Origin of the sequence: Ancylobacter sp. TS-1, from assembly GCF_009223885.1 — a bacterium.
In the GTDB taxonomy this organism is placed as follows: domain Bacteria; phylum Pseudomonadota; class Alphaproteobacteria; order Rhizobiales; family Xanthobacteraceae; genus Ancylobacter.
Window position 1 is genome coordinate 2,488,285 of sequence record NZ_CP045144.1, and the last position, 12,177, is coordinate 2,500,461.

Here is a 12,177-nt window from a genome sequence, read left to right on the forward strand (position 1 = left end):
CGGAACCCCGCCCGATGCCCCTCGCCGCCTTCCCGTCCGCCTCCACGTTCCTCGCGGCCGTGCTGAGAGGCGGCGTGCTCGCCCTGCCGCTGCTCGGCGCGGCCGCGCTTTTCACGCCGGCCCGGGCGCATTTCCAGGAGATCATTCCTTCCGCCGACGTGCTGCCGGACGGCGGCACCGTCACGCTCGACCTTGTCTTCACCCACCCGGTCGAGGGCGGCCCGGTGATGGACATGAAGAAGCCGGTGCGCGTGGGCGTGCTGTCGGGCGGCCGGCAGACCGACCTCACGGGCGCGATCGCTGCCCGCCCGGTCGCGGGCAAGCAGGCCTGGACGCTGAGCCACGACCTGCCGGAGCCGGGCGCCGCCGTCTTCTTTGTCGAGCCGCAGCCCTATTGGGAGCCGGCCGAGGGCAAATACATCGTCCACTACGCGAAAGTGGTGGTCGACGGCTTCGCCTCCGGCGAGGGCTGGGACCAACTGGTCGGCCTGCCGGTCGAGATCCGGCCGCTCACCCGCCCCTCCGGCCTGTGGACCGGCAACCTGTTCACCGGCGTCGTGCTGAAGGACGGCAAGCCGGTGCCCTTCGCCGAGATCGAGGTGGAGTTCGTCAATGACGGCACGGTGAAGCCGCCCAACGATGCCTTCGTCACCCAGGTGATCAAGGCCGACGCCAACGGCACCTTCAGCTACGCCATGCCGCGCACCGGCTGGTGGGGCTTCGCCGCGCTGGTCGAGGCCGACACGCCGGCCACCTCGCCGGAAGGCAAGCCGGTGCCGGTGGAACTTGGCGGCCTCATCTGGGTCAAGGCCACCGACATGAACACGGCGACGAGCGGCAAATAGCCCGACAGGTAACCCTCTATGGCGCACATCCCCGATGGCATCCTCTCCGCCCCGGTGCTGATCGGGGGCGGCCTTCTCGCGGCCGGCGGCGTCGCGCTGGCGGTACGCGGGCTCGACGACCGGGCGATCCCGCGCACCGCCATCCTCTCCGCCGCCTTCTTCGCCGGCTCGCTGATCGCGGTGCCGATGGGCCCGACCAGCATCCACCTGCTGCTGTCCGGGCTGATGGGGATCATGCTGGGCGCCGGCGCGTTCGCCGCCGTGCTGGTGGCGCTGCTGCTGCAGGTGCTGCTGTTCGGCTTCGGCGGGCTCACCACGCTGGGCGTCAACACGGTCAACATCGCGCTGCCGGGCGTGCTGCTCGGTATGGCGCTGGGACCGGCGATCCGCGCCGCGCGCCGGCCGCTCGCCCGCGCGCTGCTCGCCGGCGCGGTGGGGGCGTTCGCCGTGCTCGGCACCGGCGGCATGGTCGCGCTGTCGCTGGCGCTTTCCGGCTCGGAATACACGCCGCTGGCGAGCGTGCTCGTCGCCACCTACCTGCCGCTGGCTCTGGGCGAAGCCTTCGTCACCGCCGCCGTGGTCGCCTTTCTCGCCCGGGTGCAGCCCGACGCGCTGCGCCCCGCGCTACCGTGAAAGCCTGCTATGGGTGGGCCACCATGAAACGACTGGCGGCCGCGCTCCTCCTCTTCCTGCTCGCCTTCGCCGCGCCGGCGCAGGCGCACAAGCTCAAGGTGTTCGCCACCGTCGCGGGCGATTCGATTGCCGGCTACGCCTTCTTCATCGGCGGCGGCCGCGCCAGGGGCACACCCTGGATCGCGAAGGATTCGGCCGGCGCCACTCTTATCAGCGGCACCACCGATGCCGAGGGCCGCTTCGCCTTCGCCCTGCCGCCGGAGGCGACCGGCGACGTCACCGTCACCGTCGACACGCGCGAGGGACACATCGCCTCCGCCACGCTCACTGCCGCCCGTCTGGCGGGAGGCGCCGCACCCTCCCCCTCCCCGGCGGCAGCAACGGATTCCCCTGTATCGACGATCGCGGACACCCGCCCGCTCGAAGCCGCCATCGAGGCGGCCGTGCAGCGTCAGGTCGAGCCGCTGCTGGAGCGCATCGAGGAACTCGACGCAAGGCTGCGCGTGACCGACATCGTCTCAGGCGTCTTCCTCATCCTCGGCCTTGCCGGCATGGCACTGTGGGCGCGGGGACGGCGAAAATGAGCCTCGCACCGGCCGACCTGCGGCTGCGCCTCGCCGCAACCTTCATCGCCGTCGCCTGCCTCTCGCAGTTGCGCACGCCCGCCATCGCCGCCGCTGCGCTCCTCGCCGCGCTGGCGCTGTGGCGGACGAGCCCGGCGCGGGTCTCGTGGCGCCGCCTCCTGCATGTGGAAGGCTTCGTGCTGCTGCTCTTCCTCACTTTGCCCTTCACCGTGGCGGGCACGTCGCTCGTGTCGCTCGGCCCGCTGACCGCCAGCGCGGAGGGCCTGGCGCGCGCCGTATTGGTAGCCCTCAAGATATCCGCCGCGATGATGCTCATCACCACGCTGCTCGGCGACGTCGAGCCTTCCCGGCTCGGTGGCGCGCTGCGCGGGCTGCGCGTACCCGAGGCGATCGCTCGGCTCTTCGTGCTGACCGCCCGCTATGTCGGCCTCCTCCGCGACGAGGCGCGCCGGCTGCACGAGGCGATGCGCGCCCGCGGCTTCCGCCCGCGAACGAACCGCCACACCTGGCGCAGCTATGGCAATCTCATCGGCATGCTGCTGGTGCGCGCCCTCGACCGCGCGCAGCGCGTGGAGGAAGCGATGCTCTGCCGGGGCTATGATGGCCGGTTTCCCCATGCCACCGCGCCCGCACCGACGCGGCGCGACTGGGCCGGCTTCGCGCTGGTGGCGGGTGGCGGCCTGCTCGCCCTTGCCGTCGAGCTGACCGGGGTGGGGCGGTCATGAGCGCGCTGCTCTCGCTGCACGGCGTGACGGTGCGGCGCGACGGCGTGCCGGTGCTGCGCGAGGCCAGCCTCGCCCTCGCGGCCGGCGAGCGGCTCGCCATTGTCGGGCCGAACGGCGCCGGCAAGACCACGCTGCTGCGCACGCTGGTCGGGCTGGAGCGGGCGAGTGCCGGCGAGGTGCGGCTGTTCGGTGCCCTCTGCCGGGCCGAGCGCGACTTCCGCCCGCTGCGACCGCGCATCGGCTACCTGTTCCAGGACAGCGACGATCAGCTCTTCTGCCCCACCGTGATCGAGGACGTCGCCTTCGGGCCGCTCAACACCGGCTGCACCGAGGCGCAGGCCCGCGCCCGCGGGCAGGAGGCGCTGGACGGGCTCGGCATCGGCCCTCTGGCGGATCGCGTCAGCCATCGCCTCTCGGGGGGCGAGAAACGGCTCGTCTGCCTTGCCGGGCTGCTCGCCATGCGGCCGGACGTGCTGATGCTCGACGAGCCGACCAATGGCGTCGACGCGGCCAATCGCGAGCGGCTGCGAAACGCGCTGCATCGCTTTGCCGGCGCGCTGCTGCTGGTCTCGCACGATGACGGCTTCGTCGCCGAGCTGGCGACCCGGGCAATGACCATGCGCGAGGGCATGCTGGCGCCGGCCGAGATCCACGACCACCCGCATCTGCACCGCCACCCGCATGTGCATCCCGCGCACGACTGAGCGGGGGCGAACGCCTCAGGCGACTGGGAAGCGATAGACCGAGACGTGGCGGTAGGTCTCGCCCGGATCGAGCCGGGCGGAGGGGTAGTCCGCCCGGTTCGGCGCGTCCGGCCACGCCTGCGGTTCGAGGCAGAACGCCTCCGACTGGCGGTAGAGCCGGCCATATTTGCCCGGCGTGCGCCCGTCGAGATGGTTGCCGGAATAGAACTGAAGGCCCGGCTGGTCGGTCAGCAGTTCCATTACCCGCCCGGAAGCAGGGTGATGCACCCGCGCGGCAAGGCGCGGCTGCGCGGTGAAGCCGCCGTCGAGGCAATAGGTGTGGTCGTAGCCGAAGCCGCGCCGCAACTGCTCGTCGGCCTGCCGGATACGCGCGCCGATGGGGCGGGGGGTGCAGAAGTCGAACGGCGTGCCGTCGACGCTCTGCGGCCCGCCGAGCGGGATCGCCGCCGCGTCGATGGGCAGGTAGTCGTCGGCATGGATGGTGAGGAGATGGTCGAGCACGTCGCCGCCCTCCTCAACGCCGCCGAGGTTGAAATAGCCGTGATGGGTGAGGTTCACCACCGTCGGCCGGTCCGTCGCTGCCGTGAAGGCGATGGTGAGTTCGTCTGGCCCGGTGAGCGTGTAGGTCACGCCCGCCTCCAGCCGTCCGGGAAAGCCCTGGTCGCCATGGGGGCTCACCAGCGAAAGCCGCACCGAAGGCGCCTCGCCCTCGGCCGTCTCCTCCACGCGCCACAGCCGCCGGTCGAAGCCCTCGGTCCCGCCATGCAGCGCGTGCGGCCCGTCATTGGCCGGAATGGAGACGCGCGCGCCGTCGAGTTCGAAACGGCCGCCGGCGATGCGGTTGGCGTAGCGCCCCACCGCCACGCCGAAGAAGCGCGGCGTGGCGAGATAGGGCTCCGGCGTGTCGTGGCCGAGCACGATGTCGGCCAGCCGCCCGTAGCGGTCGGGCACGTGGAGCGCCTGCACCGTGGCGCCGAGCGTGAGCACCGCCACCTCGAACCCCTCGGGACCGATCAGGCGGATGCGCTCGACAGGGCGCCCGTCCGGCAGGGTGCCGAAGGGCTCGCGCAGAAGACGGGAAGCGGTGGCGGTCATGGCGAAGCCCGGAATGGACGCCCGGCAATGTCGGCCACGCTCTATAGCCGTTTCCCGCGCGCCCGTCTCCGGTTCGCGCCGTCTCACACCGCTTCGGCCACCCGCTTCGCCCCGACCGAACGGCCGGCGCCCTCCGGCGCGGCGAGCCGCGCATGCGCCTGCGCAATCGGCGACAAACCGGCCAGCACAGCCTCCGGCGCCGGCACCGCGCGCCCCGCCCTAGTGTCGACATGCAGCAGCATCTGCTCGGCGGTGGCGATCTCCCGGCCCTCGGGCCCGGCGAACAGGCGGTGGAACAGGTGGATGCGCTTGCCGTCGACCGCGAGAAGCTGCGTCGTGACACGCAGCGCCTCGCCGAGCCGCGCCTCGTCGAGATGGCGGATATGGGTCTCGACCGTGTAGTAGCTGCGGCCGGCCTCGACATAGGCGAGATCGACGCCGATCAGGCGCAGCAGCGCGTCGGTGGCGTCGCCGAACGCCTGCAAATAGCGGTGCTCGGTCATGTGGCCGTTATAGTCGATCCAGGCCGGCGAGACGCGCGCCTCGTGCAGCGCCAGCGGCGCGGCGATATCGGGCGCCCCGGCGGATTCGCCGCCGGCCGCCGCCCACAGCCGCCGCTCGAAATCGCCCAGCAGCGCGCCCGCACCCCAGCCCTCGCCACCCCGGCTCGCCTTCAGCGCCTGCACGATGCCGACGAGGTTCTCGTCGCGTATGCGCTCCAGCTCGCGGATCGAGAGCCCCGCCGCCTGCGCATCCGACTGCGCGCCGATCTTCTCGACCAGCGCGTCGTCGAGGTCGACGACATCGGTCAGCTTGGTCCACGGCCACTGCAGGCACGGGCCGAACTGGGCGAGGAAATGGCGCATGCCGGCCTCGCCGCCGGCGATGCGGTAGGTCTGGAACAGCCCCATCTGCGCCCAGCGCAGGCCGAAGGAATAGCGGATCACGTCGTCCAAAGTCTCGACGTCGCAAATGTCGTCCTTGATCAGCCACAGCGCCTCGCGCCACAGCGCCTCCAGCAGCCGGTCGCCGACGAAGGCCTCGATCTCGCGGGCGATGACGACGCCCTTCATGCCGATGGCTTCCAGCACCTGCTTCGCCCGCGCGACGGTGGCGGGCGTGGTCGCCGCGCCGCCGACGATCTCCACCAGCGGCAGCAGATAGACCGGGTTATAGGGATGGGCGACGAAGAGCCGTTCGGGATGCGCCAGCGCTTCCTGCAGGTCGGTCGGCTTGAGGCCGGAGGTGGAGGAGCCGATCAGCGCCTCCGCCGGGGCCGCCGCGTCGATCTCGGCGAGCACGCGGCGCTTGAGGTCGAGCCGCTCGGGCACGCTCTCCTGCACCCATTGCGCATCCGCCACCGCCTCGGCCACACTGGCGCAGAAGGTGAGCCGGCCGCGCGCGGGCAGCGGCGCGCTGGTGAGCAGCCCATAGGCCCGCTCGGCATTGGCGATCACCTCCGCCACGATGCGCTGCGCCTCGGGGTGCGGATCGAACACCTTCATGTCGATGCCGGCGAGCAGGAAGCGGGCGATCCAGCCGCCGCCGATGACCCCGCCGCCGATGGCGGCCGCGCGGGAGATGGGAGCAAGGCCCCCCGGAATTGTCGCCGTCATCGTCGTCTCCTCAGCGCTTCACCAGCTTCAGCTTCTCGCGCACCTCAGCCGGGCCGATGATGCGCGCGCCCATATTCGTCACCACCGTCGCGGCCTTTTCGACGAGCTGGGCGTTGGTGGCGAGCTGGCCCTTGCCGGCATAGAGGTTGTCCTCCAGCCCGACGCGGACATTGCCGCCCGCCAGCACCGCAGCGGCGGGATAGGCGAGGGCGTTGCGCCCGATGGAGAAGGCCGAGAAGGTCCAACTGGCCGGCACGTTGTTGACCATCGCCATGAACGTGTTGAGGTCGTCCGGCGCGCCCCACGGAATACCCATGCAGAGCTGGATCAGCACCGGGTCCTCGATCAGCCCTTCCTCGACGAGCTGCTTGGCGAACCAGAGGTGCCCGGTGTCGAAGGCTTCGATCTCGGGACGCACGCCGAGCGCCGTCATCTGCCGCGCCATCTCGCGCAGGGTGGAGGGCGTGTTGGTCATCACATAGTCGCCGAGGCTGAAATTCATCGTGCCGCAGTCGAGCGTGCAGATTTCCGGCAGGCAGTCGGCGACATGGGCGACGCGCTCGGTGGCGCCCACGAGGTCGGTGCCCCCAGCGTTCAGCGGGAAGGGCGCCTCGACGCCGCCGAAGACGAGGTCGCCGCCCATGCCGGCGGTCAGGTTCAGCACCACATCGATGTCCGCCGAGCGGATGCGGTCGGTCACCTCGCGATAGAGTTCAAGCCGGCGCGCCGCCGCCCCGGTCTCCGGGTCGCGGACATGGCAGTGCACGATAGCCGCACCCGCCTTGGCCGCGTCGATGGCCGATTCCGCGATCTGCTGGGGCGTCACCGGCACATGCGGGGACTTGCCCGTGGTGGCGCCCGCACCGGTGACGGCGCAGGTGATGAAGACGTCGCGATTCATCGAAAGCGGCATGGATACCTCCGGTATGATGGGTGGAGCTTGACGGCAAAGCCGCGCTGTGACGCAACTTGATGCGCACGCCATTTTTCATTTTGCGAAGCGATGATCTTTGCCCATTCCAACGAGCCGCTGGACGTCACGCTGGTGCTGTTCTCTGGCCTGTCGCTGCTCTCGCTCGCCGCCACGCTCGACCCGATGCGCGGCGCCAATCGCGTGTTGGGGCGCCCCGCCTATCGCTGGCGGCTGACCTCGATGGACGGCGCCATGCCGGTGTCGAGCTGCGGCCTGCCGATCCCGGTGGAAGGCGCCTTCGATCCGACGGCGCGGCAGGATGCGCTGATCGCCGTGGCCGCCTTCGATGTCGCCAGCCACGCCACGTCCCCGGTGCTGAAGGCGATCCGCGCGGGGGCCAAGCGCTCTTCCATCGTCGGCGGCATCGAATCCGGCTCCTGGCTGCTCGGCTATGCCGGGCTGCTGGACGGGCGCCGGGCGACGACCCACTGGGAGGACCTGGAGGATTTCGCCGCACGCTTTCCCCATGCCGACGTGCAGCCCGACCGCTGGGTGGTGGACGAGCCGGTGTTCACCACCGGCGGGGCGACGCCGGCGCTCGACTGCATGCTGGCGCTGATCCGCGCCCGGCAGGGCTATTCGGCGGCGCTCGATGTCGCCAGCCTCTACATCTACGAGGAGGTGCGCACCGGCTCGGACGTGCAGCCCATCGTCTCGCTCGGGCGTATCCGCCAGCACGAGCCGCGCGTCGCCGAGGCGATCCGCATCATGGAGACCCATATCGACCGCCCGCTCACCATCGCCGCTATCGCGCGGCGGGTGGGCGTGTCGACCCGCAGCCTGGAAACGCTGTTCCTGCGCACGGTCGACGTGGCACCGGGGGCCTATTACATCGCCCTGCGCCTCAGCGCGGCGCGGCGGCTCGTGCTCGACACCAACCTGCCCATTGCCGACATCGCCGAGCGCACCGGCTTCTCGGCCATCGCCTCGCTCTCGCGCGCCTTCCGCCGCCAGTTCGGCCAGCCGCCCTCGGCAGCAAGAAGGGCCCGGCTGTAGCCGGGCCCTTTCGTCGTCTGTCGTTTCGTCGTCGGATCGCGTCAGGACTTGAGGCCGAGCGCGCCCTTCACCGCCGCCGCGCCCGGCTTGCCGTCGAGCGTGGTCACGCCGTCGAGCCAGCGGTCAATGGCGGCCGGGTTCTCCTTCAGCCAGGCGCGCACGGCGGCGTCGGGCTGCATCCCCTTGTCGAGGATATCGCTCATCAGCCGGTCCTCGGTGGCGACGTCGAAGGTCAGGTTGGTCAGCAGCTTGCCGACATTCGGGCACTGCTTGACGTAGCCCGGCCGGGTCAGCGTGACCACGGTGGCGCCGCCGTCATTGGGGCCGAACACGTCGTTGCCATTGGTCAGATAGGTGATCGGCAGATTGAGGTTCATCGGGTGCGGCTGCCAGCCGAAGAACACCACAGGCTCGCCCTGCTTGATGCGGTGGGCGGCCTGCGAGAGCATCGCCTGCTCGCTCGACTCCACCAGCGTGAAGCCGCCGACGCCGAAGGTGTTGTCGGCGATCATCTTGGAGATGGTGGTGTTGGCGCTGCTGCCGGCCTCGATGCCGTAGATCTTGCCGTCCAGCTTGTCCTTGAACTTGGCGATGTCGGCATAGGTCTTCAGGCCCGTATCATAGGCGGCCTTGGAGGTCGCGAAGCCAACGCGGGCATCCTTGAGGTTGGTGGCGACGACGTCGATCTTGCCGGCCTTGACGAGAGGCACCTGCGTCGGCTCCTGCAGGGGCATCCAGTTGCCGAGGAAGATGTCGCGGTCGCCGTTCTCCAGCGCCTTGAAGGTGATGGCGACGGAGAGGATGGCGACGTCCGGCTTGTAGCCGAGGCTGGCGAGGATCTGCCGGGTGATCTCGGTGGTGGCGGTGATGTCGGTCCAGCCGACATCGGAGAGGCTCGGCTTCGCACAGGTCGCCGGGTCGCCGGCGAAGGCGGCGGGCGACGCGAGCGATGCGGACAGGGCGACGCAGGCAACGAGAAGGCGCTTGATCATTGCTGTTCCCTCATATTGGCGATCATGCCGCTGTATCGGCATCGCGGGGAAAGCCTATTGCCTGCGTCACCGCCTGCTTGATCATAGTCGAAGCGCAGATGACCGAATGCGCAGCCGCCTCACGCCGCGTCACCCCTCGCCCGGCGCGGAGGCGACAGGGGCGGTGAGACAGCCCACACCGCCCACACCGCTCAGCTCCGCAGCCCCGGCGCCTCCTGCCCGGTCCGCGCGACATATTCGGTGTAGCCGCCGCCATACTGGTGCACGCCCTCGGGCGTCAGCTCCAGCACCCGGTTCGACAGCGCGGCGAGGAAGTGCCGGTCGTGGCTGACGAAGACCATGGTGCCCTCGTAATTGGCGAGCGCGGCGATCAGCATCTCCTTGGTGGCGATGTCGAGATGGTTGGTCGGCTCGTCGAGCACGAGGAAATTCGGCGGGTCGTAGAGCATGCGGGCCATGGCGAGCCGCGCCTTCTCGCCGCCCGAGAGCACGCGGCAGCGCTTCTCCACGTCGTCGCCGGAGAAGCCGAAGCAGCCCGCGAGCGAGCGCAGGCTGCCCTGTCCAGCCTGCGGGAAGGCGTCCTCCAGCGTCTCGAACACGGTGCGCTCGCCCTCCAGCACTTCCATGGCATGCTGGGCGAAATAGGCCATCTTCACGCTGCCGCCGAGGGCGACGGTGCCGTCGTCGGGCCGCGTCTCGCCGGCCACCAGCTTGAGCAGGGTCGACTTGCCGGCGCCGTTCACGCCCATCACGCACCAGCGCTCGCGCCGACGCACACTGAAGTCCAGCCCCTCATAGATGCGGCGCGGGCCGTAGCTCTTGTGCACTCCTCTGAGGCTCACGACATCCTCGCCCGAACGCGGCGGCGACTGGAACTCGAAGGCGACGGTCTGGCGGCGGCGCGGCGGCTCCACCCGCTCGATCTTGTCGAGCTTCTTCACCCGGCTCTGCACCTGCGCGGCGTGCGAGGCGCGCGCCTTGAACCGCTCGATGAAGGCGATCTCCTTGGCCAGCATGGCCTGCTGGCGCTCGAACTGCGCCTGCTGCTGCTTCTCGGCGAGCGCGCGCTGCTGGGCGTAGAACTCGTAATCGCCGGAATAGGAGGTAAGCGTCCCGGCGTCGATCTCCACCACCTTGGTGACGATGCGGTTCATGAAGGCGCGGTCGTGCGAGGTCATCATCAGCGCGCCGTCGAAATTCTTCAGGAACGCCTCCAGCCAGATCAGGCTCTCGATGTCGAGATGGTTGGAGGGCTCGTCGAGCAGCATCACGTCGGGGCGCATGAGCAGGATGCGGGCGAGCGCCACGCGCATCTTCCAGCCGCCCGAGAGCTTGCCGACATCGCCGTCGATCATCTCCTGCGAGAAGCCGAGACCGGCGAGCACCTCGGCGGCGCGGCCCTCCAGCGAATAGCCGTCCAGTTCCTCGAAGCGCGCCTGCACCTCGCCATAGCGCTCGATGACGGCGTCCATCTCGTCGGCGCGGTCGGGATCGACCATGGCCGCTTCCAGTGACCGCAGCTCGGCGGCGATGGTGCTCACCGGCCCGGCGCCGTCCATCACCTCGGCCAGCACGGACTGGCCGGCCATCTCGCCCACATCCTGGCTGAAATAGCCGATGGTGGTGCCGCGATCGACCGACACCTGTCCCTCATCCGCCGCTTCCTCGCCGGTGATCATCCGGAACAGCGTGGTCTTGCCGGCGCCATTGGGGCCGACGAGGCCGATCTTCTCGCCCTTGAGCAACGTCGCCGACGCCTCGATGAAGACGATCTGCTTGCCGTTCTGCTTGCTGATGGAATCGAGGCGGATCATGCGCGCGGGGCCCTGCGAGGATTATGCAGGGCGCTTAGGCCATTTGACGCGCCGGGGGAAGCCGCGCCGGCGCATCGCGGCCCTGCGCCGCGGCCGCCGCCGGGTGGACGGGGCCACATGCCTTCGAAATTGGCACTGTCACTTTTCAGGCAAACGGCACTTTCTGGAGAGGGCCGCTTGCGCCAACCTCCGCTCCGCAATGGCGCAACCCTACTGCCTGGAGTGCATGCGATGAGCGAGGCGAAACCCGATTTCTCGAAAGGCGCCGCCTACATCAACGGCCAGTTCGTTCCGATCTCCGAGGCCAAGATCCCGGTCGGCGACTGGGGCTTCACCCATTCGGACGTGACCTATGACGTCGTCCACGTCACCGATGGCGGCTTCTTCCGCCTCGAGGATCATCTCGACCGCTTCCACCGCTCGCTGGAAGGCTACCGGCTGGATCCCGGCGTCACCCGCGAGGAGATGCGGGCGATCCTCGGCAAGGTCGTCGCCCTGTCCGGCCTGAAGGACGCCTTCGTCGCCATGATCTCGACCCGCGGCGTGCCGCGCGTCTACGGCTCGCGCGACCCGGCCGACTGCCAGAACACCTTCATCGCCTATGCGGTGCCATGGGTGGACGTGATCAAGCCGGACGTGCAGGAGCGCGGCGCGCATCTGCTCGTCGCCCAGGTTCCGCGCATCTCGCAGAACTCGCTCGACCCGACGCTGAAGAACTACATGTGGCGCGACTTCACGCGCGGCATGTTCGAGGCCAAGGACAAGGGCTTCGACACCGCCATCCTGCTCGATTCCGAGGGCTATCTGACCGAGGGCGCCGGCTTCAACGTCTTCATCGTGAAGGGCGACAAGGTCATCACGCCCGATCGCGGCGCGCTGCGCGGCATCACCCGCCTCGCCGTGCTCGACATCTGCCCGGAACTGGGCCTCGAGCCGATCGTCGGGCCGATCACCTTCGAGGAGCTGATGGACGCCGACGAGGTGTTCACCACCACCACGGCCGGCGGCGTCATGCCCTGCGCCCGCGTCAACGAACGCATCTACGGCAATGACCGGCCCGGCCCGATCAGCGCGAAGATCAAGGAAACCTATTGGCGCAAGCACAAGGAGGGCTGGCACATGACGCCGGTCAACTATGCCGACGCCGACAATCCCTTCGCCGTCGCCGCCTGAACGCGACGCGCCGATGAACGCCGGACC

12 protein-coding genes are annotated in these 12,177 nt (G+C 69.8%); 7 read left to right on the plus strand and 5 right to left on the minus strand.

Annotated features, from left to right (window positions below; translation table 11 throughout):
• The first annotated feature begins 14 nt into the window (after positions 1–14).
• From GBB76_RS11705 to GBB76_RS11725, 5 genes are read left to right on the plus strand one after another with little or no spacing between them, the layout of a single operon-like run.
• Complete coding sequence (locus tag GBB76_RS11705) at positions 15–845, plus strand: DUF4198 domain-containing protein (protein ID WP_152303462.1); 831 nt, start codon at positions 15–17, stop codon at positions 843–845.
• An 18-nt stretch (positions 846–863) separates the two neighbouring features.
• Positions 864–1,478: a cobalt transporter CbiM gene (gene cbiM, locus GBB76_RS11710; protein WP_152303463.1), complete on the plus strand. Its 615-nt coding sequence runs from the start codon at positions 864–866 to the stop codon at positions 1,476–1,478.
• A 23-nt stretch (positions 1,479–1,501) separates the two neighbouring features.
• Positions 1,502–2,062 carry a cobalamin biosynthesis protein CbiL gene (locus tag GBB76_RS11715; RefSeq protein WP_152303464.1) on the plus strand — a complete coding sequence of 187 codons (561 nt, stop codon included), beginning with the start codon at positions 1,502–1,504 and terminating at the stop codon, positions 2,060–2,062.
• Entirely contained in the window at positions 2,059–2,787 is a 729-nt protein-coding gene (cbiQ, locus tag GBB76_RS11720; protein ID WP_246668903.1) for a cobalt ECF transporter T component CbiQ, read from the plus strand. The genes GBB76_RS11715 and cbiQ overlap by 4 nt, the downstream gene beginning before the upstream one ends.
• Positions 2,784–3,491 (plus strand): energy-coupling factor ABC transporter ATP-binding protein, encoded by a 708-nt coding sequence (locus tag GBB76_RS11725; protein WP_152303466.1) that lies wholly within the window; start codon positions 2,784–2,786, stop codon positions 3,489–3,491. Before cbiQ ends, GBB76_RS11725 begins: the two co-directional genes overlap by 4 nt.
• 15 nt (positions 3,492–3,506) lie before the next feature.
• Here GBB76_RS11725 and GBB76_RS11730 read toward each other — a convergent pair whose 3' ends face one another.
• The 3 genes from GBB76_RS11730 to GBB76_RS11740 all read right to left on the minus strand — a co-directional run bounded on the left by GBB76_RS11730 (position 3,507) and on the right by GBB76_RS11740 (position 7,115).
• A complete protein-coding gene (locus GBB76_RS11730; RefSeq protein WP_152303467.1) occupies positions 3,507–4,586 on the minus strand; it encodes an aldose epimerase family protein in 1,080 nt (359 codons plus the stop codon).
• 83 nt (positions 4,587–4,669) lie between these two features.
• Positions 4,670–6,202, minus strand: a complete 1,533-nt coding sequence (locus tag GBB76_RS11735; protein ID WP_152303468.1) for a carnitine 3-dehydrogenase — start codon at positions 6,200–6,202, stop codon at positions 4,670–4,672.
• A 10-nt stretch (positions 6,203–6,212) separates the two neighbouring features.
• Positions 6,213–7,115, minus strand: coding sequence for a 3-keto-5-aminohexanoate cleavage protein (locus GBB76_RS11740; protein WP_152303469.1), 903 nt, complete (start codon positions 7,113–7,115; stop codon positions 6,213–6,215).
• A gap of 90 nt (positions 7,116–7,205) precedes the next feature.
• Between GBB76_RS11740 and GBB76_RS11745 the strand changes: the two genes are divergently transcribed.
• Positions 7,206–8,171, plus strand: coding sequence for a GlxA family transcriptional regulator (locus tag GBB76_RS11745; RefSeq protein WP_152303470.1), 966 nt, complete (start codon positions 7,206–7,208; stop codon positions 8,169–8,171).
• 41 nt (positions 8,172–8,212) lie between these two features.
• On the opposite strand, the gene choX is transcribed toward GBB76_RS11745, so the two are convergent.
• Together choX and GBB76_RS11755 are read right to left on the minus strand one after the other, a co-directional pair.
• The gene (gene choX / locus GBB76_RS11750) at positions 8,213–9,163 is read right to left on the minus strand and encodes a choline ABC transporter substrate-binding protein (protein ID WP_152303471.1); all 951 of its coding nucleotides are present in this window, start codon (positions 9,161–9,163) and stop codon (positions 8,213–8,215) included.
• Between the two features lie 191 nt (positions 9,164–9,354).
• Positions 9,355–10,977: an ABC-F family ATP-binding cassette domain-containing protein gene (locus tag GBB76_RS11755; RefSeq protein WP_152303472.1), complete on the minus strand. Its 1,623-nt coding sequence runs from the start codon at positions 10,975–10,977 to the stop codon at positions 9,355–9,357.
• 231 nt (positions 10,978–11,208) lie between these two features.
• On the opposite strand from GBB76_RS11755, the gene GBB76_RS11760 reads away from it, so the two are divergent.
• Entirely contained in the window at positions 11,209–12,150 is a 942-nt protein-coding gene (locus GBB76_RS11760) for an aminotransferase class IV (RefSeq protein WP_152303473.1), read from the plus strand.
• Positions 12,151–12,177 lie beyond the last annotated feature (27 nt).

Excerpts from the sequence above, each read along its gene's own strand:
- choX (WP_152303471.1), bottom strand. The coding sequence starts at position 9,163 with ATGATCAAGCGCCTTCTCGTTGCCTGCGTCGCCCTGTCCGCATCGCTC.
- GBB76_RS11755 (WP_152303472.1), bottom strand. The coding sequence starts at position 10,977 with ATGATCCGCCTCGATTCCATCAGCAAGCAGAACGGCAAGCAGATCGTC.
- GBB76_RS11745 (WP_152303470.1), top strand. The coding sequence starts at position 7,206 with ATGATCTTTGCCCATTCCAACGAGCCGCTGGACGTCACGCTGGTGCTG.
- GBB76_RS11715 (WP_152303464.1), top strand. The coding sequence starts at position 1,502 with ATGAAACGACTGGCGGCCGCGCTCCTCCTCTTCCTGCTCGCCTTCGCC.
- GBB76_RS11730 (WP_152303467.1), bottom strand. The coding sequence starts at position 4,586 with ATGACCGCCACCGCTTCCCGTCTTCTGCGCGAGCCCTTCGGCACCCTG.
- cbiM (WP_152303463.1), top strand. The coding sequence starts at position 864 with ATGGCGCACATCCCCGATGGCATCCTCTCCGCCCCGGTGCTGATCGGG.
- GBB76_RS11760 (WP_152303473.1), top strand. The coding sequence starts at position 11,209 with ATGAGCGAGGCGAAACCCGATTTCTCGAAAGGCGCCGCCTACATCAAC.
- GBB76_RS11740 (WP_152303469.1), bottom strand. The coding sequence starts at position 7,115 with ATGCCGCTTTCGATGAATCGCGACGTCTTCATCACCTGCGCCGTCACC.
- GBB76_RS11725 (WP_152303466.1), top strand. The coding sequence starts at position 2,784 with ATGAGCGCGCTGCTCTCGCTGCACGGCGTGACGGTGCGGCGCGACGGC.
- GBB76_RS11705 (WP_152303462.1), top strand. The coding sequence starts at position 15 with ATGCCCCTCGCCGCCTTCCCGTCCGCCTCCACGTTCCTCGCGGCCGTG.
- cbiQ (WP_246668903.1), top strand. The coding sequence starts at position 2,059 with ATGAGCCTCGCACCGGCCGACCTGCGGCTGCGCCTCGCCGCAACCTTC.
- GBB76_RS11735 (WP_152303468.1), bottom strand. The coding sequence starts at position 6,202 with ATGACGGCGACAATTCCGGGGGGCCTTGCTCCCATCTCCCGCGCGGCC.